Below are 20,926 nucleotides of genomic sequence, written 5' to 3'. Positions count from 1 at the left end.
GGAATACTATATAGAAATTAATTAACAAAGAAAAAAGAAGTAAATCACTTTGCGTCTTAGCGTCTTTGCGCGAGATAAATTCAGATCTCGGCCTACAATCCGTCAGCTTGATTTTAATCACAAGTTAATACTGTGGCTTATAGTGTTGATTATCAGCCACATAAGCGTTCCACTCCTTGTTGATTTTTAAAAAGCTTAAGTTGTTGATAATCAGCCACAATGCGTTCCAAAGCGTTCGGGGTGTTCCACTGCACTCAAATGGAACACTTAATAAATCAAATTTAAACAGCTTCTAAGTATTTTCTTTGCTATAACTCTCAAAGCATTTTCTTTAAACAAATATAAATAAAAAGTTCCCGAATTGGGAATTTATTATTTTTATTGCGGCATTGAAATATTCTCACAACCCCTTCACTACTTCCCAAATCCGTTCATCCACCAAAACACCTTCACTTAAACTCTTTGCGCGGGTTTTAATAGTATTTTCTCCCGGATAGGATATTAATCCGTCTTCGTGCACGGGGGTGCTTGTTTTAGTATAAGCAATAATCTCTTCAATGAGTGCCGCGGTTTGTTCATCCCCGTTAGGTTTTATGCAGATAAAAACCTGCGATACGCCCGATTCTGCGCCGCTTTTGGTGATTTTAACCGTAGAATTACCCCCACTTAAAATTGTAGCCAAAAGATCGAGAACTAAAGACAGGCCAGATCCTTTCCAGAAACCAACCGGCAACAACCTTTCTGATTTAAGTATGGCCGCGGCATCTGTACTTAAGTTACCTTTGTTATCATAACCACCAGGCAGAGGCAGGGTTTCATTATTTGATTTGTACTGCTGTAATTTGCCTACAGCATATTGGGATATGGCCATATCCAGCACCACATGCCCCCCTTTACGCGGCACAGCTATAACGATTGGATTATTCCCTAAACGTGGGTCAAGGCCACCCCAGGGCGGCAGGTTGGCAATGGTATTGGTGAAGCAGATCCCGATACACCCCGCTTCGGCAGCCTGCCAGCCGTAGGTACCTCCGCGCATCCAGTGGTTAGTGTTTTTTATGGCTACGCAGCTTATTCCATTCTCATTTGCCAGGGTAATTGCCCTGTTCATACAAAAAACAGCGTTTAATATTCCTGGTCCGTAATTACCGTTCCATTGTTCTATCGCACCTAAACCACCCTCTGTTGTTGGTTCCAGATCCGGCTTTACCAAACCATCTTTTACATGCCCTACAAAAACCGGGAACCGGTTAAGTCCATGCGTATATACGCCATCCCGGCTATTACCCGCAAAAATGGCAGCACATTGTTCAGCCTTGTCATTCGTAAAATTCAGGCTTAGCAAAACACGGTTAAATTCGGCTTTGAGTTGGTGGAAAGGGATACGCATATTTTTAAATTAAAAAATCAAAAGTAAAAATCCTTTCGCATTAATGCCATTGCAATTCGCCCTAATCATACATCCATAATMTTCATTTACAAATTCAAATTTGTACCTTGCCCTGGCAGCATGTGGGGGTATGTAATATTTTTTTATTAAAACAGTTATAAATGAATCCTGATAGCCAACTAATAAGCAGGAATTTTTATTTTTGCGACGACGTTCAATGAAAAACAAGCTTCCATTACTTTTTATACTTGGTTTAGTTACGATTAACCTGCTCAGCAATTCATGTAAAAAGGAAAATAGCAGCAATATCCCCCACCTGCTCACTACCGGTGTTTGGCAACTGGCCTCTATACAGGTTTACAATTATGTTGGCAATGCGCAAACAGGCGATCCGGATACTTTAAATACCGACTGTGACAAAACACAGTTTTTTACCTTTAAATCAGACAACACCTGCTCATACACCAATTTTGATTGTCTTGATCAAACCTCAACCGGTACATGGACGCTTACCGAAAACAAGTTATATTTTAATTCGGATATGGTTTGCACCGATACAATTGCAGGTGGCGGTACCAGTACAGTTACGCCGTTTAAAAACACACAAATATCTAACCTGGGCACTTACTCGATGGTGTTGCAAACCGGTGATGTAGAGCCTAATTATTCGTCGACCAAAAGGCGGCAGATAGTACGATATGGATTTGTAAGGCAAAATGCAACAACAAATACTAATTAAAATGCGTAAAAATTTATATTTGGACTATAGATTGACCAGTTCATTACTTAATTACCGGGAACATAAAAATACTACCGGTACCTTCATAACCTTTTGAAAAAGCATAAACTTTAATGAAGAAACGAATTGCTATTTTTGCTTCAGGTTCAGGATCAAACGCTCAAAAGTTAATGGAGCATTTTAAACGCAATCCCGAAGCCGAAGTTGTTCTGATACTCACCAACAACCCGCAGGCCTACGTATTACAGCGTGCCGACAATTTTGAAGTGCCATCGCACATATTTACCCGCCATGAATTTTTTGAAACCGATGACGTAATCCGCCTGCTAAAAAACCTGCAGGTCGACCTCATTGTACTGGCTGGCTTTTTATGGCTGATACCCGGATCTTTACTTAAGGCATTCCCCAATAAAATCATCAACCTGCACCCCGCCCTGCTGCCCAAATACGGGGGGAAAGGCATGTATGGCGATCACGTGCATAAAGCCATTATGGAGGCAAAAGAAGAAGAAAGCGGTATCACCATCCATTTTGTGAACGAGCAGTTTGATGAAGGCGAAATTATTCATCAATCGAAATTTAAAATAGAGGCGGGCGATAACCTGGAGATGATAAAATTCAAAGGCCAGCAACTGGAACACTTACATTTCCCCAAGGTGGTTGAGGCATTATTGAAGAAGATGAAGAGCTAACACGATTTTCAGGATTGACAGGGGGTTTTTGCTGTTGCTTTCGCAACAGGTGAAACAGTGAAAAATTACATCTATCTGACAATCAATAAATTGCGAATTGTCATATTTTACAAACCGCAACAAAACCGCAACCGTAAAAGGCTAAGTCCAGGCTATCGGCGTAATTAAATTGATCTTTGTTCAGAAGTCTTCCCCGAATCAAGTCTTGATACTTGATACTAACTACTTGATACTAATTCAAATACTCCTTCGGTATGGGATTATCCTTCCGTTCCCCATCAAAAAACCAGGCAAGGATCCAGAAACGGGTGCCATCGTTAAATAGTTCGATACTGTTGATTCCGCGCTCAATCACTGGTCCGTTTTTAGTGTTGCGCGATTCGTAGGTGCTGAAAACGTGGTAGATGCTGCCAAATTTTTCAACTTTGCGGGATATTTCTCTTTCATCAAAACCATCGCGTGATAACGAAGCGTCCGACCGGCGGTGATACTCCTTCAGGGTCATGTAAGCAAACCTTTGTTTCCCCTGCTTATCAATATATCCCGAACCTACGCGGACATCGGCTATATGCAGCAGGCTATCGCGCTCATAGCTAATTTTTCCCCCTTTTTCCACCGTCACCACATCGTAATATGCCTTCATGATGCCATCAAGGGTACTTACGTTATCGCCATATTTGGTGGGTACCTGCGCCTGGGCTGATTGACTAACCAGGGTTAAAACAGCAAGGCTTATTATCAAATACACCTTTTGGACCGACGATGCTTTAGATTGTGTTAATACTTTGTGAATCATGATGATAGGTTTTAATAAATCACTCTAATTTATTAAAACTTATCCTATTTTAAAATCCTTGCTCCTTCTTCCCTTAAAAATTAGTATTCACAGATACCTCATAAGTACGCGGGTTACCAAAGTAAATTGCTCCAAAATCATAGGCGTAATCAATCGCTTTTTGCCGACATTACTTTCCCATAAAACAAGCCGATGTTTTGGTATAGATGCTAACCCACGCCTTAAAATTTACCCTATCAAAATGCAGTTTACTCGTTTAACATATACTTATCAACACCATCGGCAAGTTTCCAGTCGCTGCCAGGTTCATAGTAATACCACAGTAGTGCCGACACCTTTTTTATAAGTAAACCAGCTTCATTACCAGAGCCCCAGCTTTGGTCGGTATTATGATTGGTTATAATAGAAAATACATAGTCGCCATGCGGCGCGTTCACCAATACTGTTTCCGATCTTGATTCGTCAACTGCGCCTTGTTTGGATATGGTATGTACATATGGCGGAATCTGCGACAACGCGTGCTCATCCCAATAAATCCGGCCCATGTTGCGGTACATGCGTTCACTTGCTGCCTCACTAATTGCCCTGCCCTGCCTTATCATGGTAAACAGGCGGCACATTTCATAAGGTGTACTTACCCCCCAGCCATAAACTTTGCGAATGGCCTCGCGACCGGCTACCCTTGAATTTACACGCATCGCTTTAAAACCATTTTGCTGCAGCCAGTTATTGATATATTCGCCGCCAACCAGCTTTTGCAACCACAGGCTGGCAGTATTATCGCTCATGGTTATCATTAACATGGCTACCTTACTTAGCTGTATGGTATCCTTATCCTTAAAAGATCCCAAAATGTCTTCCCCGGCATATAAAAGTGAATCGCGGTAAGTTAGTTTCTGGTTATATTTTAATTCCCCCTTTTCTATTTTATCCATCAAACCACACTGAATGCTCACCTTAATCATACTGGCTGTAGGGAAAAGTGTATCGGCATTTATGGCAACCGTTTTACCGGTGTTAAGGTTTTGAACATAGACGCCAACCTGCCCGTGAAAGCCTTTTATTGCATCCTGCAATTGGGCGGTAAGTTTTTTATCTGTTTGGGCAAAGGTGGCGGTGGTAATGAATATGAAAAAAATGAGAAGTTTGAATTTCATGTGGAATGGTATGTTGAATTACTAAGTTATTAAAATGGTCTTTAAATATTTAGATTTGTTTTTTTATAAATACAAATGAATAAAGACGTCATTGCGAGGTACGAAGCAATCCCTTACTTACAGAGCCGGATTGTATGTCCTATCTGCATATCGGGGATTGCTTCATACCTCGCAATGACAGGCTGGAGAAAGGTTTGTAGTAATATATGAAATACCTGCGCTGGCTTCTATTCCCCTTCTCGCTCATTTATGGCCTTGTGGTTATCATTCGTAACTGGTGTTATGATGCAGGCATTTTCAAAAGCCGGGCGTTTAATTTGCCGGTTATTGTTGTAGGCAATCTTGATGTGGGTGGCGCAGGTAAAAGCCCGATGACAGAATACCTGATACGCCTGTTTAAGGATAAGTATAAACTGGCGACGCTTAGCAGGGGATATGGCCGTAAAACCCAGGGTTTTTTGATTGCAGATGCTATTCCTAACGCATCGGCAATTGGAGATGAACCTGCTCAATTCAAAAGTAAATTTCCCGATATCACTGTTGCTGTTTGCGAAAAGCGTGTTGAAGGAATTGAACAGCTTAAGTATAAACATAACATCATTATTTTAGATGATGCCTATCAGCACCGGGCACTTAAACCGGGTTTTAGTATTTTATTGTTTGATTACAGCCGGGTATATGAACCACATTTGTTATTACCAGCAGGCAATATGCGTGAACCCTTTAGCGGCCGGGAAAGGGCGAATATCATCATCATCAGTAAATGCCCGGCTACGCTAACCGATGAAGAACAAACCCGGATCAGCAAACGCATAAAACCCTATCCATACCAATCTTTATTTTTTACATCAATAAGTTACCTGCCCTTGCGTAACATGGAGGGTTCAACTGTTTACCATACTATTGATGAGCATACAACTGTGTTCCTGCTTACCGGTATTGCCAATCCGGAGCCATTGTTATCACATTTAAAAAAACTAACCCCGCACATCAATCACCATAAATATCCCGATCATCACCAGTTTAGCTTAAAAAATATCAGTAAACTTGCCGATGATTTTTTTGCCTGCTCATCACAAAAAAAGATAGTTATTACAACAGAAAAGGATGCGCAGCGTTTAGGGGAACAGGAATTGCTTTCGGCTATAAAAAAGCTCCCTATTTTGGTGCTGCCTATAGGAATTAGTTTTTTAAATAAGAGCCAACAGCAGTTTGATAATTTAGTAACAACATATGTTAGACAATATTGAAAGCACCGCCCGGTATATAAAAAACCGTATTGGCGATTTTGAACCCGAGGTGGGTATTATTTTAGGTACAGGCCTGGGTGGCCTGGTTAAAGAAATAGTTGTTGAAAAACAATTGATGTACTCCAACATACCCGATTTCCCTATCTCGACACTGGAGTTCCATTCGGGTAAATTAATATTTGGTACGCTGGGCGGCGTAAAGGTTGTGGCTATGCAGGGCCGTTTACATTATTACGAGGGTTATAACATGCAGCAGATAACCTTCCCGGTTAGAGTGATGAAATACCTGGGTATTAAAACCCTGTATGTATCAAACGCCAGCGGATCATTAAACCCTGATTTTAAAAAAGGCGACCTCATGGTTATTGCCGATCATATCAACCTGCAGCCGCAAAACCCGCTTGTAGGCCGCAATTATGAAGAGCTTGGTCCGCGTTTTCCGGATATGAGTCAGCCCTACCAGCGCACGCTTATTGATAAAGCTTTAAACATTGCAGCGGCAAACAATATTACCTGCCATAAGGGAGTTTATGTTGCTGTAACCGGCCCTAATTTAGAAACCAAAGCCGAGTACACCTATTTAAAAATCATAGGCGGCGATGCGGTTGGGATGAGTACGGTGCCTGAAGTTATTGTTGCAAACCATATGGGGATACCTGTATTTGCCATATCTGTATTAACAGATGAGGGTTTTACAGAAGTGCTGGAATCCGTATCGGTTGAAGACATTATAAGAATAGCCGAAGAGGCCGAGCCCAAACTGACCCTGATCTTAAAAAATCTGATAGCAGCTAATTGATGCGTAAAAAGCTAAAATATATTTTATTATTACTGTTGTGCTTTTGCGCGCACACGGTTTTTGCACAATATGGCCAGATAAACCGTGCAAAACCACTGTCAACGCGGGATACGGTCAAAGCAACACGAAAGGTTAGCGATGATGAACTACTGGATAGTTTACGTAAAAAAGAAGATAATAAAAAAGATTCGATTGTTTTTAGCTCCAAATTTATCCGGGTTACCATGGAACGGTTCCTGAGCGATAGCACACAAACCTTTGCGCTAGATACAGGTATATATAATTTTGAAAATTACAGCCCGCTGCTTGATCCGCGTAACCCGCGTATCAGCCTGGGTTATACCGGGGTATCGCAAAGGAATTTGCTGTTTGAACCCAGTAAAACTATTGGCTTTGACGCTGGTTTGCACGCCCTTGATGTGTATGCTTTAAGGCCGCAGGATATAAAATATTATAACGCGCGGGTAGCCTACTCCAACCTTACACTTTTCAATGGTTTTGGCAGCTCGGCCGAGCAGGTGTTTAAAATAATCCATACCCAAAACATCAAACCAAACTGGAATGTAGGCTTTAACCTCAATTTCAACGGATCAAGGGGCTTTTACAGCAGCAGCGGTATTTTGCAGCAAAATGTGAGCGATGTAAACGCCACGCTATTTACGTGGTACCAATCTCCAGGCAAGCGGTATAACCTGTTGGCCAACATCATATACAATAATTTAAAATCCCCGGAAACAGGCTCCATCCTCAATGATTCGGTTTACACAAGCACCGGTAACAACCTTTTTTTTAAAAACTCGGCAGCAGTACGTCTACCCAATAGCTACGAAAAATGGAATGATAAAAGCCTGTACATTAAACAGTTTTATTATTTAGGCCGGATAGACAGCTTAAATAAAGGGAAAGACAATTCCAAGATATTACCCACGCAACGCATAGCCCATACTCTATTTGTACAAAACAGCAGTTATAATTACCTGCAAACCAACCAGCCGGATACCTATAATGTATTCCCTGATTATTATTTCATCAGTAACCGGTCAAGAGATTCGCTTGTAGTTACACATATTCAAAATGAATTTTCGTACAGTTTTTACCTCAGGAGTAAATCGGTAAAATTTGTAAAGAATGAACTTAAACTTGATCTTGGCCTGGTACATGACCTTTATCACTATGGGCAATATGTAAGCGATACCACCCTTAACCAATATGGCTACCAATACATCCGCCAGGAAAGGGTTCAAAACAATACCTTTCAGGATATCACGCTTAAAGCAAAGCTAAGCTACCGTTTTAGCGATAGGATTGGTTTGGAAGGCGACCTGAGACAAATAGCACAGGGACGCGATTTTGGCGATTATTATTATGGCGCAAAACTTACCCTTGCCGGGGGCGCAAAAGCCGGTAAGATTATTTTAGAAGCTTACTCTCAAAACAGCACGCCGCCTTTGATATATACCAACTGGATCTCGAACCACTACATTTTCCATAACAGTTTTAACAATCAAAAAACTACCAGCGCATCATTTAACTACGTGAACAATCCGTTACAGTTAGATATAAAAGCCGAGTATTTTTTGATAGCCAACTACCTGTATTTTACAGCACAGCCCGGTGGCAATGATGCTCACCCAGCCCAGTTGAGCAATGATATTAACCTGCTTAAAATTAGCATTGGCAAAAACTTAAGCTATCATAGCCTGCACTTTGATAATTACGTGGTTTATCAAAAAACAGATTACCAATCAACCTTGCGTACCCCCGAGGTTTATACTTACAGCAACCTATATTTCAGTAAAACATTTTTTAATGTATTAAAGTCGAATTTTGGGGTAAGCGTTCGTTACAATACGCCATATGTTGCGCCATCATACGCGGTGGGTATTGGCCAGTTTTATAACGGACCTGATATCACTTTTTCCTCGTACCCGGTTGCATCGGTGTATTTTAAAGCCACACTGCAGCGTACCAACCTGTTCCTGATGTATGATTATGCCAACCAGGGCTTTCAAAGCAAGGGTTATTATACCGTTAACCGATACCCGCAACAAGACCACCTGTTGAAATTTGGCGTAAGCTGGACATTTTATCAATAGGTTCGGAGTATGGGTTGCGAGGTTCGTGGAGCGGGTTGCGAATGGTGTGTCAGTTGGGATGCTCGTAAGCACACGAGGTTACCATTAAACAATTATAATGTTTGTTATGAGGTTCCCAACACCCGATCCTCGCACCCCTGAACCCGTACCCGTACCCGATCACGTTTTCTGTTTCTTCTTCTTGGCAGCCGGGAACAATACATTGTTTAATATCAACCGGTAACCGGCAGAATTGGGGTGCAGTTTTAAATCTGTTGGCGGGTCGCCTACAGCATGCTGAAAATCTTCGGGGTCGTGACCGCCGTAAAAGGTCCACTGGCCTTTGCCGTATTCGCCGTGAATGTAGCGGGCCTCGTTGGCTGTTTTCATTTCGCCCATGATAGTAACACCCGGTTTTAGCATACTTTTGTTATAAGCTGTGGTAAGGCCCATAAAACCTTTGATCACCTTGTCATGATCCTGCGTGAGCATACTGGGCACTACATCCCATTTGGCCGAAAAATCAAACAGCGTAAAAAAATCGTGCGGACGATCAACCTGCCGGGTAGTAGTTACATCGATATTACTGAACTGGTGCGACATGGGGTTCATATCAAGCGTAAAATTCTGAAAGGCAAAGGTCTGGCTAAAATCCAGTTTCGATTGCGCGTCCGGGTCGGCTGCATCACCATCAAACATGCGCTCACAAATATCTGTATTAGCCGATGCCAGCGCAATGTCAAACGTATCGGTGCCCGAGCACATGGCAAACAAAAAACCTCCGCCCGCACAAAAATTGCGGATGTTTTTGGCTACGGCCAGTTTCATTTGCGATACCTTTTTAAAGCCCAACTTATGGGCAAGGGCTTCCTGTCCTTTTACATCGTCATTGTACCATTGCGCAAATCTGAAGGCTCCGTAAAATTTACTGTATTGACCTGTAAAATCCTCATGGTGCAGGTGCAGCCAGTCGTATTTAGGCAGGTCGCCTTTTATTACTTCTTCATCATAAACCACATCATAAGGAATCTCGGCATATTTTAAAACCAGCGTTACGGCATCATCCCAGGGCAGCTTATTCTTGGGCGAATAAACAGCCATTTTGGGAGCTTTCTCCAGCTTAACCAGGTCCATATTTACCGACGGATCACTTACCTCGGTAATTATCTCGTTTACCTTAGCATCGGCCAGTACCTGGTAACTAACCCCACGGATCTTGCATTCCTCCTCCATTTTTTGGTTGTACTTCATCATAAAACTGCCGCCACGGTAATTAAGCAGCCAATCAACTTCCTCGCCATTCTTCAAGGCCAAAAAAGCGATGCCATATGATTTCAGGTGATCCTTTTGCTCATCATCCATAGGGATGAGAATGGAAGCAGCTTTTGCGAAAAAAGGTAAAAGGAGAAAGGCGAAAGGCAAAAGGCTTTTTAACGGCAAAAAGCGAAAGGTGAAGGACGAAAGGCGGAAAAAAGACAAAGGACAAAAGATTAAAGATAAAGGATATTGTCTATGCGCTTTGTTGACCACGGTATATAATATTTATTTCGATGTCGATTTATCAAATGTAACGAATAAACAGCTAATGTTATTACCATGAATGGTGGGGCTTTTATCTTGCGGCTATTGTCTAAAAAGCTTTCAGCCTTATGCTTTTAGCTTTATGCTTTTTTATTACCTTTGCCAACTGTTTTTAAAAAAACAAAGAAATGAGCAAAGCAATAATTAAAACTGAAAAAGGCGATATGACCGTAGAGTTTTACGATCAGGATGCCCCAAATACTGTAGCTAACTTTAAAAAATTAGCAAAATCAAACTTTTATGATAACGTTATTTTTCACCGCGTTATCCCTAACTTCATGGTACAAGGTGGCGATCCAACCGGTACCGGCGCTGGTGGCGCCGGCTACAAAATTGATTGCGAATTAACAGGTGACAATCAATACCATGATCGTGGCGTACTTTCAATGGCACATGCCGGCCGTAATACAGGCAGCTCACAATTCTTTATTTGCCACAACCGCGCTAACACCGCTCACTTAGACCGTAACCACACTGTTTTTGGTAAAGTGATTGAGAATGTTGACGTAGTTGACGCTATCCGCCAGGGCGATAAAATTTTAAGCATCGAAGTAATAGAAGATTAAGTTATTGGTTGATTGAGTGAGTAGTTGATTAGGTTTAAAACTCAATCAACCATTCACTTAATCAACCTAATCAACCAATAAAAAATGAATTTACAAGGAATTGTAGCTGTATCGGGCAAACCGGGCTTGTGGAGAGCGTTAGCGCAAAATAAAACCGGTTATGTACTGGAAAGTCTTGATGCTCAAAAAACCAAACTGGTAGCCAACCTTTCAACCGCCAAATTAGCTGCATTAAGCGAAATCACCATTTTTGGTGTCGATGATGATATCAAACTTACGGACGTTTTTGAGCAAATGAAAACTGCCTCAAATATTCCGGATGCCAAGGCCGATGGTAAAAAACTTAGGACTTTTTTTTATGAAGTAGCGCCGGATCATGATGAGGAGAAAGTATATGCCTCTGATATGAAAAAGATCATTTCATGGTTCCAGATCCTGAAAGACCTGCCATTGTTTAATGAGGCAGATCCAACCCAGGCACCTGCCCCTGAAGCTGAGCCAACCGAAGAGCCAGTCGCCGAAACAGTTGCAGTAGAGCCGGAAGCGGTTGCAGAAGTCCCGAAACCAAAAGCAAAAAAAACTCCTGCTAAAAAAGCATAAATAATTTGTCATTACAAATAGAAAAGCTCCGGTACTTTACCAGAGCTTTTTGCTTTTCCTCTTTATTTTAACGATCGTACAAATTTGATACGGGCGTAACTATAGTTTAAATTTGGCCCCTTTCCTTCCCTTCCGCTTTTGTCTGTTGCTAAATAAGCGCCATATGGCACAAACGGAAAGTAAAAGCAGCCGTCGCTTCCCCAAAAAAAGTCGGTACTCGCTAAAGCAGGCATCCAATATTGAAAATGATTGCCCGCCATATATATTACCGTATCATTTTTAATAACATATAAATTGATATCGCCGCGATCATCCGCATTATCGGTACTAACACTTACCACATATTTTTGATTAGCCGACAAATACGGAAAGCCTGTGAAGGAGTTAGCAATGGTTTTCCCGGTGTTCTGATCAACAAAAAACACATCGCCCGATTCATTATAGGAACCGGCGATTACCAGTTTATGTATAGAAGTATACTGGCCCAGGTACGTATAACTCTGTTCATCTTCCCCGTTTTGCACATCCTTAAGTTTTAAGGTTTTTATTTTCGTTTTTAAAGAGAGTACACCATTCTTTTTCGGGAACAGGCCGGCATCTGCCCTGAAGTTAGTCACCCCGGTATTCTTCTGTTTTAAAAATTCACTTTTACTAATCCTTTCCAACACAAACTCTGCAAGCTTGGTAGTATCTGGCACACGACTTCCTTCAGCATCGGTAACTGTTGGGTCGTAATAAGTGGTATTCAGATCGGCAGTATTTAGCAGAAAATTAGTGGCTGGTGCGGCACACGCGCAAGAGCTGAGAATAAACTGCGATGCGCAATTATGGCATTCGTCATTAGTTATTTCCATCCAGCCCTTTTTGATGCTGACGACGCCAACACGTGTACCAAAAGCAATGCTGTTATTGGTATTTGAATTACCGGCTGCAGAATCTGGCTGAGTCCACGTGAATATACCATCTCTTGAGATGATGTACAGCAACTGGCGTGCATACGAAACAGCGGCGAACGCCTTGCTTATCGGCAGCTTAGCCCCAGTGTCTGCTTTTTTTTGTTGCCTTACTTTAACCGCTGTTTTATTAACGGGATGTTTGCATCCCGCTAAGGAAAAGAATAACACAATAACAAACAGCCGACAACCATTTATCCGCAGTTTTAACCTCGTGTTATTCATCACTTATCCCCGGGAAAGTAAGTATCCTTAAGCAGCATCCACCGCATCATATACAATAACCTTTTCCCAAAGGGGGCTGCAATTTTTAATGAACTCCAGGTGGATGGGGTGGATTTGATAAGTGGCCTGTCCGGCAAGGTCACTGAAGAACATCAGCTCTGATACTGCCCAGCTGTTATCAACCACATCGCGTTTTTCGGTACTGGCTACCACCCCTACACGCAGCTTGCGCACAGTTTCAATTTTCGAAAGGGTTTTAAGACCAGCTATCAGCTTATCACGGTCTTCAACCGAGCCTGGGTTTTTAAGCCAGAAAAATACGTGATGTATTACCGGCCATTCTTCTTTTGCTTGTACTAAAGGAAATGCTGATGCTGCTACTGTACCTGCGGCAAGGGCAGCCGTTGTGGTTATAAATTTTCTTCTGTTTGAGTTGCTCATGGTAGGTTAAATAATGAGCGTTAAATTAGGAAGAATTATTTGAAAAACGGGTAGCCCTTGAAACTCGCACAGTATCCTGTAAGTCTACTACAGCGAATATCCTTCGAGTTCCTTACTCAATACAAAATCGTTATCGTTTTCTGAAATACCTTTGGTATGATAAGGATCACCGGAAAAGTAGAACTTCCCTTCAGTCTCAAAAAACTTCAACTCTTCCACGTTATAAAAGTTGTGTTTATTGTTATGGTAAAAACCATATTCAACAACATCTTTAAAGATCAAAAGAACCGTTATGTCGGCTTTCGTACGGCGACTTAAATGAAACTTTATACTTATCTAAAACATGATCTAACTCCTGTATTTCAAATTTGTTTATTGTTGCATCGAGCAACGTTAAATTCCCACTCAGGTAGTTTATCACTTCTCTGTTCTTTCCTATAAATTTCACTTACAGCCCTCCTATGCACACTCCACCTGCTTGCATTTTTCATCGGCAAACTCCGGTTCAAAAGTACTGTGATTAATATCCAGGTGTTCCAGCCGATGACGAAGATCATGCTTGATGCTGTCGAAATCGGCAATAGCTTCGGGTTTGATGACCAGGTGAGCGGTAAGGGCATTTTCTGTAGTACTTAACGCCCAAACGTGCATGTGGTGCACATCAACAACACCTTTGGCTTTCATTAGTTCATTTTTTATTTTTTCAAGGTCTATCTCTTTTGGCACGCCATCCATCTCAAGGCGCAGACTATCTTTTAAAAGCCCCCAGGTGCCACGAAGTATCACAAAGGCTATAACAATACTCACAACGCTATCTATCCAATACAGGCCTGTAAAATAAATAATAACGCCCGATACAACCACCCCAAAGGATACCATGGCATCTACGGCCATGTGCAGGTACGCACCTTTTATATTAAGGTCGGTATCTTTATCTTTTACAAATAACCATGCTGTAAGGCCATTAATGCCAATACCTATAAAAGCTACCCAGGCCATTGTTCCGCCTGATACAGTTTCGGGATTCATGAAGCGCATCACAGCCTCATAAACTATAAAGCCTACCGCCACAAACAGGATAAGGGCATTAAAGAAAGAAACAATAATGGTTGATCGTTTATAGCCGTAGGTATATTGGTTATTAGCGCTCACCTTAGTCAATTTAAAGGCCAGCAGGGCTAAAGCCAATGAAGCAACATCGCTCAGGTTATGTCCGGCATCTGTTAATAACGACAGCGAGTGCGTTATAAAACCCGCAACAGCCTCCACAACCACAAACACCGAGTTTAATATAATACCGATGATGAATGCGGTGTTCAAATGATCTAACCGGGGGGCATGATCATGGTGATGATGACCGTGTGCATGTGAATGATCGTGACCTGACATAATAACAAAGATATGATTTTTGATGTGCAGATATGCAGATTTCAGGTGTGCAGATGTTCGTCTTAATCAAAAATTCATCTGAACCGGGATTAAGGGATTGTCACAATCATCTGCACATCTGAAATCCGAAATCTGCACATCTGCATATCTATTCATGATGATACGGCTCCCCCTTCATTATTGTATAGGCCCGGTACAACTGTTCAACAAAAAACAGGCGGACCATCTGGTGCGAGAAGGTCATTCTCGACAGGGAGATCTTATCGTTTGCCCGGTGATATACCGATTGATCGAATCCATAGGGGCCGCCTATAATGAACACAAGGTTGCCCGATAAGCTGATCTCCTTTTTGTTGATATAGGCTGCGAATTGGGTGGATGAATATTCGGCACCTTTCTCATCCATCAGGATCACATGATCAAGCGGGTTTATTTTTTTGAGGATCAGCTCGGCTTCTTTAGCTTTTTGCTGTTCGGCACTGAGGGCCTTGGTGTTTTTCAGTTCATTAATTTCAACCAGCTCTAATTTAGTATAATGCTTCAGGCGCTTTATATATTTATCAATGCCTTCTTTTAAATAAGCATCCTCGGTTTTGCCAACTGTTAAAAACGTGATCTTCATATCTGAAACAAATAAACGTTTATTTGAAATATATGTGTTTATTTAGCCTCAACTTTTTTACCAAAAAATGGAACAGGATATTATCAACGATTATACTCAACGGGCCGATGCCGCGCAGCAGGAAGCCACCAAATATAAAAAACTGGCCAATACCTATTCGCTGCTCAGGCTCAGCATTTTCGCGCTTATTGTTGTAGCCATTAGCATTGCAGTACGGCAGGATACCTTTAGCATTGTGGCGGTAGCTTTTATTATATTGGTTTTCGCTTTTGCCTGGCTCGTATCGCGCCAAAGCCAGTTCGAAAAGCTGAAACAATATTTCGACGATCTGCAAAAGGTAAACCTTAACGAAGTTGCCAGCATACAAACCCACACCAATATTTATAACGATGGCGCCCGCTTTGCCAGCGAAAAACATTTTTATACTGCCGACCTGGATATTTTTGGCAACGCATCCCTGTATCAGCTGGTAAACCGCACCGCTACTTCAACCGGTAATACCAAACTTGCCGAGTGGTTTGATAAGCCAACGGCAAAAGAAGTTATTTTACAGCGGCAGGAAGCTATCAAAGAGATAAGCATCAAAAACGACTGGAAACTGGAGATCCAAACCCGCCTGCTGTTTGCCATACAGCAGGATGTTAACCAACTTAAAAACCTGTTTAAATACCTGCACCTTCCGCTTGATATGCCCGGCGAAAAATGGCTTACGCTATATGTCAAAATTGCTCCCTGGTTATTTACGGCAACATTAATACTGGCATGGTTTATCCCCCAGGCAAAGCTGGCAGCTATTATAATTGGGATAGCCAATATGGGTATCGTTTTCTCTAAAGCCATGTACATCAGCAAGGCCGATATAATTGCCGGTAAAATAGGTGATACGCTGGCTAACTACGCCAATGTGTTTAAACGCATTGAAGAAGAGCCATGGCAGGCTAACTATAGTGCTTCGCTGGCAGGAATATTAAAAAACGGTAAAACCTCCAACAAAATAAAGGAACTCGCCGCGCTTATCAACAAGCTCAATTATCATTTAAATATGATAGTAGGTTTTGTTTTGAACCTGTTTTTTTTGTGGGATATCCGCCAGGTGATTGCGATAGAAAACTGGAAACGCCAGAACACCGAAAGTCTGGAAGCCGCCTTTGATGTAATTGCTGCGGTTGAAGCCCTGATCAGCCTTTCCGGATTGGCGATTAATTATCCCGCCTGGGCATTTCCTCAAATTGAGGACAAACCCGGCTACACACTAATTGCCCAATCACTTGCTCACCCGCTTATTGATGCCGGCAAACGGATCGAAAATGATTATGAACTGGATGATACCTTTAAAATTGATATCATCACCGGATCAAACATGGCAGGTAAGAGCACTTTTTTACGTACCATAGGCATCAACACCGTCCTGGCCCTTTGCGGGGCCCCGGTATGCGCTAAAAGCATGCGTGTTTCGGTAATTACCATGATTAGCTACATGCGCATCAAAGATTCATTGAACGAGAGTACCTCCACCTTTAAAGCCGAACTCGATCGACTGCAAATGCTGCTGGCTGCTGTGGAGAATGAGCCTAAGATCTTTTTCCTGATTGATGAAATGCTGCGCGGCACCAACTCGGTTGATAAATACCTCGGCTCAAAAGCGGTAATAGAGCAGCTGATAAGTAAAAACGCGGTTGGGCTGGTAGCCACCCATGATCTGCAGATTGCCCGCCTGGAAGATAAATACCCTGAGTATGTACGCAACTTCTACTTCGATATACAGGTAAAGGATGGCGAAATGCTGTTTGATTATAAAATTAAACATGGCGAGTGCAAAACCTTTAACGCTACCTTATTATTGAAACAGATAGGGATTAATGTGGAAGTGGAATAGAAGTAAAAGCAATGACATTCTTTAAAAATAAAAAGAGCCGGAAGATCGAATCTCCCGGCTCTTGTATTTTTCAATCTTGCTACTTGATACTAACTACTTGATACTAATCCCTTACTATCTACCGCCCGCTGGTGTATTACCCTGGCCACCCTGATCGCCTTGTTTAAGGTCATCGTTGTTTACGCCTTTTTTCTGTTGCTGCGGATTGCTAAAGCTTAGCTTACCAAAGTTATAGCTAAACGTTAAACCGAAAGAACGGAAAGGGAATGCAGTTGAGCTGGTTTGTGTAAACGAAGCATTGCTGATATTGGAGTTAAAGTGTTTATCCCTGGCAAATGGCTGTACGGTATTAAAGCCAATAGCCAGTTTTTTATCCATAAATTGTTTCTTCAAACCAAAAGCGTATATGCCAAATGCCGGGTTGGTACCCTGGATTGTTCTGCGTGCCGAATTGGTAAAGCCAAATAACTCCATCAGTATATTATGGCTAAACTGGTATGAGGCGCTTCCGAAAGCAGTATACTGGAAATAAACACCTGTTTTTGAGGCTGCAATATCATACTGCGGGAATATTGTTGGATTATAAGTGAAGCCGTTAATACTTGCCCGTATGGTAAGTGCCTTTACCGGGTTTATCGACCCAAAGAAACTTGCACCAAATGAATTGTTTTTACCAACATTTTGGTAAGCGGTACGGGTTCCGTTTATTACCTGGCCATTTATAGTCTCGGTTAAAGGACTTGCAATACCCTCTATCAGGTTATTGGTATGCTTGTAATAAACCGAGAAGTTAAGCACAGATGATTTAACAAACTTATTTACGTTTAACTCTACAGTTTGTGAAACCTCGGGCGCAAGGTTCACGTTACCTACGGTTTGGCTTTGCACATTGCTGCGGTTAATAAACGGATTTAAAAACTGCAGGCTTGGCCTCTGGATACGTTTGCTGTATGATAACTTAATAGTTTGGGTACCCAATTGCTTTTGGATAGTTAAACTTGGCACATAAGTAGTGTAACTTGATGTAAACGGTTTTAAATCCTGGTAAAGGTCGCCTACTTTCTCAGGATCCTGGAAAGGATTTTGCGGATCGCCTTTTATCCTGGTATTTTCAACACGGCCGCCTACAAGTAACGAATAGCTTTTTGGCAAAGTGAAAGTTAATACCGCATAACCGGCATATACATTCTGATTATAATCATACAGGTTTGAGTTCAATGAATCACGTACCGCGTTATTACCCAAACTATCGGTATTGAAGATATCGTAATTACTGTTTATGCGGCGTTGTATGGTTTTACCACCGGCCTCAATTTTTATTACTTTATTTAAAGGCAATGTATAATCGGCCTGGAAGGTATATTCATTGTTTATACCATTATTATTACCCATTTGGCTTGGGTTAACCGCGGTAAACCGGCTGGTATAATCAGTTTTTATATCGCTATGGCTCCATTGCCCGGATAAGGTGAATTCCTCACCCTCTTTTTTAAACTTATGCGTATAATCAAGGTTCCAGTCAAATCCGCTAAATTTATTATGCGATTTGGTGGTGCTGGTATATTGGCTTAGTACACCCCCTAAATCAATATTGTTAATTCCGTTTCCTTCAATATTAAAACCACCATCATTAAGCCTGAGCGTACTGTTAAAGCTGTTAAAAGCATTAACCTCATAACCGGCAGTAACAGAGCCTATAGCACCATGCCTTTTAATGCGGCTTGAAGAATTATTATAATTATGGCGGGTAACCGTACCATTGGCATCCCTGAATACCTGGTCGAAAGTGGTTGTAGATGTTTGCGGCCAGGTTAAGTTGCCCCCAGCGTTAATACCCAGGCTAAACCTGTTTTTGTTATAGTTAAAGTTTATGTTGCCATTATTTTGACGGGTACCCACACCACCGCTTACAGAACCGCTTACGCCCGAAACATTTTTTTGTTTGGTGATGATGTTGATAATACCTCCAGAGCCCTCTGCATCATATTTTGCTGATGGAGAAGTTACCACCTCAATACTTTTGATCTGGTCGGCAGGAATAGTTTTTAACACATCCGCTAAACTGGCCGATGTTGCGCCCGATGGCTTACCGTTAATCAATACACGAACGTTTTGATCGCCGCGGATAGATACGTTACCGTTGATATCAACAGCAACCAAAGGCACTTTTTGCAATACATCTGTAGCGTTACCGCCTGCAGCGGTAAGGTCTTTTTCGGCATTGTAAACAATCTTATCTATCTTGTTTTCAATCAGCGGCGCCTGTCCTACTACATTAACCGTTGCCAATGCTTTTGCTCCCGGGGAAATAAAAACACTGCCCACTTTATTATCGGGTTTTGAAGCCGTGGTAGTAATTGGCTCAATTGTTTTTGATGGATAACCAATAAAAGATACTATTAGTTTATAAGTACCTGGCTTTACATTATCAATTTTAAAATTTCCCTTTTCGTCGGTTACTACACCGTTTAAGGGCGATTTGCCACCGCTGCGGTATAAACCCACAGTAGTATAATCCATTGGCTTTTTTGTAATTGAATCAATCACTGTACCAGATATACGGCCAACAATATTTGGCCCGCCACCGCCCACATTGAACTGGGCTTTAGCCGAAAGAGCAAAACAAAAAAGTGCTATAAGTATGTAAAAACGTTTCATTTGTAAGTATTTTCGTAATTGGAGGCGAAAATAGTTTAAATGTTACACCGTAAACCTTTCTTTTTTTACTAAAGTGCAAATTGTCATGTATATGTTACACTAAGAAGATAATAATGCAAAACTACCGTTTATAAACTATTTGTTTGGAAAGTTTTAAGCAAGGCGCTTCTACCAATAACCAGAACAGCCATGCAAACAAAATGCTCACCATAAGCCCGGTCATAAATTCCAATCCTTTAAAAAACAACGTTTTAGGCAAAAGCATGCCTAAATACACAACCAGGTTGCTGCCTATCATATCATGAGTGAGGTAAAGCGAAAACGATATTTTTGAAAAGAAGGTGACTACCGGGTAACTTTTTAAAGGTAACAGCAGCAATCCCAAAGCAAACAACGCGGCACAGGTTTGCAGCCAGCCAACGGTGTATATACTGCATGCGGTTATCAAAACCCCTAAAAAAAGTATTTCCTTTAAGTTTTTACCTTTTATCAGGTACAAATAATACAAAATACCCAGCGCAAACACCGAAAAGTAATTTGCTAAATTGGTTCCCGGTATTTTTATTATTAGCGGTAAAATACTTAAAAGTAATAACAGCCATTGCCCCCATTTACCGGTAAACCAGGGGAAGCATAGGGCCACAAATAGGTAAAACTGAAACTCGATACCCAATGTCCAATAAACGGGACTAAGATAAGGCTGACCTACAAAGCTATTGAGGTATGCTAAATGGCAAACAGCGTTAAACCAGTCGGGCCTGTAGTTCGTAACCCAAAAAAATTTCACGATGATAGCCAGGGCGATGGAGGTGATATAGGGAGGCTCGATGCGGGTAATGCGTTTTAAAATGAAGCGTCCGCTCAGTTTCCAGGTATAATTTTGCGGTATGGCCCAGCAGATGATAAAACCCGATAGCAGGAAAAACATATATACCCCAAGCCAGCCATACTTCAAAACCGGCAGGGTTTTGCCTCCCAAATGAAAAAGCGCTACGGCCACTGAAGCAATCGCCCGGATATAATCAACCTGCTGTATGTGTGGTTTTTGTTTTATACTGATTGGGGTCATTGGCTTAGCACATATGCTTAAACGAGGTTAACAAAAAAACGCCATTGC

At 41.7% G+C, this 20,926-nt stretch carries 20 protein-coding genes; 9 read left to right on the top strand and 11 right to left on the bottom strand.

All coding sequences use genetic code 11. The features are described 5' to 3' along the window. Window positions 1-400: 400 nt before the first annotated feature. Window positions 401-1,390: a 3-dehydro-L-gulonate 2-dehydrogenase gene (gene yiaK, locus AC1DQW_RS23255; protein ID WP_477456235.1), complete on the bottom strand. Its 990-nt coding sequence runs from the start codon at window positions 1,388-1,390 to the stop codon at window positions 401-403. 217 nt (window positions 1,391-1,607) lie between these two features. Here yiaK and AC1DQW_RS23250 point away from each other — a divergent pair, with 217 nt between their 5' ends. Together AC1DQW_RS23250 and purN are read left to right on the top strand one after the other, a co-directional pair. Then, window positions 1,608-2,129 carry a lipocalin family protein gene (locus tag AC1DQW_RS23250; RefSeq protein WP_477456234.1) on the top strand — a complete coding sequence of 174 codons (522 nt, stop codon included), beginning with the start codon at window positions 1,608-1,610 and terminating at the stop codon, window positions 2,127-2,129. Window positions 2,130-2,242: 113 nt separating this feature from the next. After that, window positions 2,243-2,821, top strand: a complete 579-nt coding sequence (gene purN / locus AC1DQW_RS23245; RefSeq protein ID WP_477456233.1) for a phosphoribosylglycinamide formyltransferase — start codon at window positions 2,243-2,245, stop codon at window positions 2,819-2,821. Between the two features lie 232 nt (window positions 2,822-3,053). Here the strand turns inward: purN and AC1DQW_RS23240 are convergent, their stop codons facing one another. Together AC1DQW_RS23240 and AC1DQW_RS23235 are read right to left on the bottom strand one after the other, a co-directional pair. After that, on the bottom strand, window positions 3,054-3,617 hold the full coding sequence (locus tag AC1DQW_RS23240; RefSeq protein ID WP_477456232.1) for a hypothetical protein: 564 nt from the start codon (window positions 3,615-3,617) through the stop codon (window positions 3,054-3,056). A gap of 248 nt (window positions 3,618-3,865) precedes the next feature. Beyond that, window positions 3,866-4,774, bottom strand: coding sequence for a serine hydrolase (locus tag AC1DQW_RS23235; protein WP_477456231.1), 909 nt, complete (start codon window positions 4,772-4,774; stop codon window positions 3,866-3,868). Between the two features lie 206 nt (window positions 4,775-4,980). Between AC1DQW_RS23235 and lpxK the strand changes: the two genes are divergently transcribed. Genes lpxK through AC1DQW_RS23220 form a run of 3 tightly spaced genes read left to right on the top strand, consistent with a single transcriptional unit; the run spans window position 4,981 to window position 8,919 of the window. After that, window positions 4,981-6,024 carry a tetraacyldisaccharide 4'-kinase gene (gene lpxK / locus AC1DQW_RS23230; RefSeq protein WP_477456230.1) on the top strand — a complete coding sequence of 348 codons (1,044 nt, stop codon included), beginning with the start codon at window positions 4,981-4,983 and terminating at the stop codon, window positions 6,022-6,024. Beyond that, entirely contained in the window at window positions 6,008-6,823 is an 816-nt protein-coding gene (locus AC1DQW_RS23225) for a purine-nucleoside phosphorylase (RefSeq protein WP_477456229.1), read from the top strand. Before lpxK ends, AC1DQW_RS23225 begins: the two co-directional genes overlap by 17 nt. After that, entirely contained in the window at window positions 6,823-8,919 is a 2,097-nt protein-coding gene (locus tag AC1DQW_RS23220; RefSeq protein WP_477456228.1) for a putative porin, read from the top strand. Before AC1DQW_RS23225 ends, AC1DQW_RS23220 begins: the two co-directional genes overlap by 1 nt. A 159-nt stretch (window positions 8,920-9,078) precedes the next feature. Here the strand turns inward: AC1DQW_RS23220 and AC1DQW_RS23215 are convergent, their stop codons facing one another. Continuing rightward, window positions 9,079-10,260 (bottom strand): asparagine synthetase B, encoded by a 1,182-nt coding sequence (locus tag AC1DQW_RS23215; protein WP_477456227.1) that lies wholly within the window; start codon window positions 10,258-10,260, stop codon window positions 9,079-9,081. A gap of 10 nt (window positions 10,261-10,270) precedes the next feature. Here AC1DQW_RS23215 and AC1DQW_RS23210 point away from each other — a divergent pair, with 10 nt between their 5' ends. From AC1DQW_RS23210 to AC1DQW_RS23200, 3 genes are all read left to right on the top strand, one after another. After that, entirely contained in the window at window positions 10,271-10,498 is a 228-nt protein-coding gene (locus tag AC1DQW_RS23210; RefSeq protein WP_477456226.1) for a hypothetical protein, read from the top strand. A gap of 109 nt (window positions 10,499-10,607) precedes the next feature. Then, window positions 10,608-11,045 carry a peptidylprolyl isomerase gene (locus AC1DQW_RS23205; protein ID WP_477400805.1) on the top strand — a complete coding sequence of 146 codons (438 nt, stop codon included), beginning with the start codon at window positions 10,608-10,610 and terminating at the stop codon, window positions 11,043-11,045. An 84-nt stretch (window positions 11,046-11,129) separates the two neighbouring features. Then, a complete protein-coding gene (locus AC1DQW_RS23200) occupies window positions 11,130-11,645 on the top strand; it encodes a DUF5606 family protein (protein ID WP_477456225.1) in 516 nt (171 codons plus the stop codon). A gap of 62 nt (window positions 11,646-11,707) precedes the next feature. On the opposite strand, the gene AC1DQW_RS23195 is transcribed toward AC1DQW_RS23200, so the two are convergent. The 5 genes from AC1DQW_RS23195 to rlmH all read right to left on the bottom strand — a co-directional run bounded on the left by AC1DQW_RS23195 (window position 11,708) and on the right by rlmH (window position 15,275). Next, window positions 11,708-12,823: a hypothetical protein gene (locus AC1DQW_RS23195; RefSeq protein WP_477456224.1), complete on the bottom strand. Its 1,116-nt coding sequence runs from the start codon at window positions 12,821-12,823 to the stop codon at window positions 11,708-11,710. Between the two features lie 27 nt (window positions 12,824-12,850). Continuing rightward, the gene (locus tag AC1DQW_RS23190) at window positions 12,851-13,264 is read right to left on the bottom strand and encodes a Dabb family protein (RefSeq protein ID WP_477456223.1); all 414 of its coding nucleotides are present in this window, start codon (window positions 13,262-13,264) and stop codon (window positions 12,851-12,853) included. Window positions 13,265-13,351: 87 nt separating this feature from the next. After that, the gene (locus AC1DQW_RS23185; protein WP_477456222.1) at window positions 13,352-13,546 is read right to left on the bottom strand and encodes a hypothetical protein; all 195 of its coding nucleotides are present in this window, start codon (window positions 13,544-13,546) and stop codon (window positions 13,352-13,354) included. Between the two features lie 177 nt (window positions 13,547-13,723). Further along, window positions 13,724-14,653 (bottom strand): cation diffusion facilitator family transporter, encoded by a 930-nt coding sequence (locus AC1DQW_RS23180; protein WP_477456221.1) that lies wholly within the window; start codon window positions 14,651-14,653, stop codon window positions 13,724-13,726. A 148-nt stretch (window positions 14,654-14,801) separates the two neighbouring features. Continuing rightward, a complete protein-coding gene (gene rlmH, locus AC1DQW_RS23175; protein WP_477400811.1) occupies window positions 14,802-15,275 on the bottom strand; it encodes a 23S rRNA (pseudouridine(1915)-N(3))-methyltransferase RlmH in 474 nt (157 codons plus the stop codon). 67 nt (window positions 15,276-15,342) lie between these two features. Between rlmH and AC1DQW_RS23170 the strand changes: the two genes are divergently transcribed. Next, on the top strand, window positions 15,343-17,151 hold the full coding sequence (locus tag AC1DQW_RS23170; RefSeq protein WP_477456220.1) for a MutS-related protein: 1,809 nt from the start codon (window positions 15,343-15,345) through the stop codon (window positions 17,149-17,151). Window positions 17,152-17,265: 114 nt separating this feature from the next. On the opposite strand, the gene AC1DQW_RS23165 is transcribed toward AC1DQW_RS23170, so the two are convergent. Both AC1DQW_RS23165 and AC1DQW_RS23160 read right to left on the bottom strand, forming a co-directional pair. After that, on the bottom strand, window positions 17,266-19,809 hold the full coding sequence (locus AC1DQW_RS23165) for a TonB-dependent receptor (protein WP_477456219.1): 2,544 nt from the start codon (window positions 19,807-19,809) through the stop codon (window positions 17,266-17,268). A 121-nt stretch (window positions 19,810-19,930) separates the two neighbouring features. Further along, window positions 19,931-20,878 carry an acyltransferase family protein gene (locus tag AC1DQW_RS23160; RefSeq protein WP_477456218.1) on the bottom strand — a complete coding sequence of 316 codons (948 nt, stop codon included), beginning with the start codon at window positions 20,876-20,878 and terminating at the stop codon, window positions 19,931-19,933. Window positions 20,879-20,926: the final 48 nt, after the last annotated feature.

The sequence above is a fragment of the Mucilaginibacter sp. P5_A4 genome, assembly GCF_056400605.1.
The sequence above is the reverse complement of the archived record's forward strand: the minus strand, read 5'-3'. Positions and strand labels throughout refer to the sequence as shown.

Bases quoted from the DNA above. Each gene is read 5' to 3' on its own strand.
- yiaK (WP_477456235.1), bottom strand. From the start codon at position 1,390: ATGCGTATCCCTTTCCACCAACTCAAAGCCGAATTTAACCGTGTTTTG.
- AC1DQW_RS23250 (WP_477456234.1), top strand. From the start codon at position 1,608: ATGAAAAACAAGCTTCCATTACTTTTTATACTTGGTTTAGTTACGATT.
- purN (WP_477456233.1), top strand. From the start codon at position 2,243: ATGAAGAAACGAATTGCTATTTTTGCTTCAGGTTCAGGATCAAACGCT.
- AC1DQW_RS23240 (WP_477456232.1), bottom strand. From the start codon at position 3,617: ATGATTCACAAAGTATTAACACAATCTAAAGCATCGTCGGTCCAAAAG.
- AC1DQW_RS23235 (WP_477456231.1), bottom strand. From the start codon at position 4,774: ATGAAATTCAAACTTCTCATTTTTTTCATATTCATTACCACCGCCACC.
- lpxK (WP_477456230.1), top strand. From the start codon at position 4,981: ATGAAATACCTGCGCTGGCTTCTATTCCCCTTCTCGCTCATTTATGGC.
- AC1DQW_RS23225 (WP_477456229.1), top strand. From the start codon at position 6,008: ATGTTAGACAATATTGAAAGCACCGCCCGGTATATAAAAAACCGTATT.
- AC1DQW_RS23220 (WP_477456228.1), top strand. From the start codon at position 6,823: ATGCGTAAAAAGCTAAAATATATTTTATTATTACTGTTGTGCTTTTGC.
- AC1DQW_RS23215 (WP_477456227.1), bottom strand. From the start codon at position 10,260: ATGGATGATGAGCAAAAGGATCACCTGAAATCATATGGCATCGCTTTT.
- AC1DQW_RS23210 (WP_477456226.1), top strand. From the start codon at position 10,271: ATGGAAGCAGCTTTTGCGAAAAAAGGTAAAAGGAGAAAGGCGAAAGGC.
- AC1DQW_RS23205 (WP_477400805.1), top strand. From the start codon at position 10,608: ATGAGCAAAGCAATAATTAAAACTGAAAAAGGCGATATGACCGTAGAG.
- AC1DQW_RS23200 (WP_477456225.1), top strand. From the start codon at position 11,130: ATGAATTTACAAGGAATTGTAGCTGTATCGGGCAAACCGGGCTTGTGG.
- AC1DQW_RS23195 (WP_477456224.1), bottom strand. From the start codon at position 12,823: ATGAATAACACGAGGTTAAAACTGCGGATAAATGGTTGTCGGCTGTTT.
- AC1DQW_RS23190 (WP_477456223.1), bottom strand. From the start codon at position 13,264: ATGAGCAACTCAAACAGAAGAAAATTTATAACCACAACGGCTGCCCTT.
- AC1DQW_RS23180 (WP_477456221.1), bottom strand. From the start codon at position 14,653: ATGTCAGGTCACGATCATTCACATGCACACGGTCATCATCACCATGAT.
- rlmH (WP_477400811.1), bottom strand. From the start codon at position 15,275: ATGAAGATCACGTTTTTAACAGTTGGCAAAACCGAGGATGCTTATTTA.
- AC1DQW_RS23170 (WP_477456220.1), top strand. From the start codon at position 15,343: ATGGAACAGGATATTATCAACGATTATACTCAACGGGCCGATGCCGCG.
- AC1DQW_RS23165 (WP_477456219.1), bottom strand. From the start codon at position 19,809: ATGAAACGTTTTTACATACTTATAGCACTTTTTTGTTTTGCTCTTTCG.
- AC1DQW_RS23160 (WP_477456218.1), bottom strand. From the start codon at position 20,878: ATGACCCCAATCAGTATAAAACAAAAACCACACATACAGCAGGTTGAT.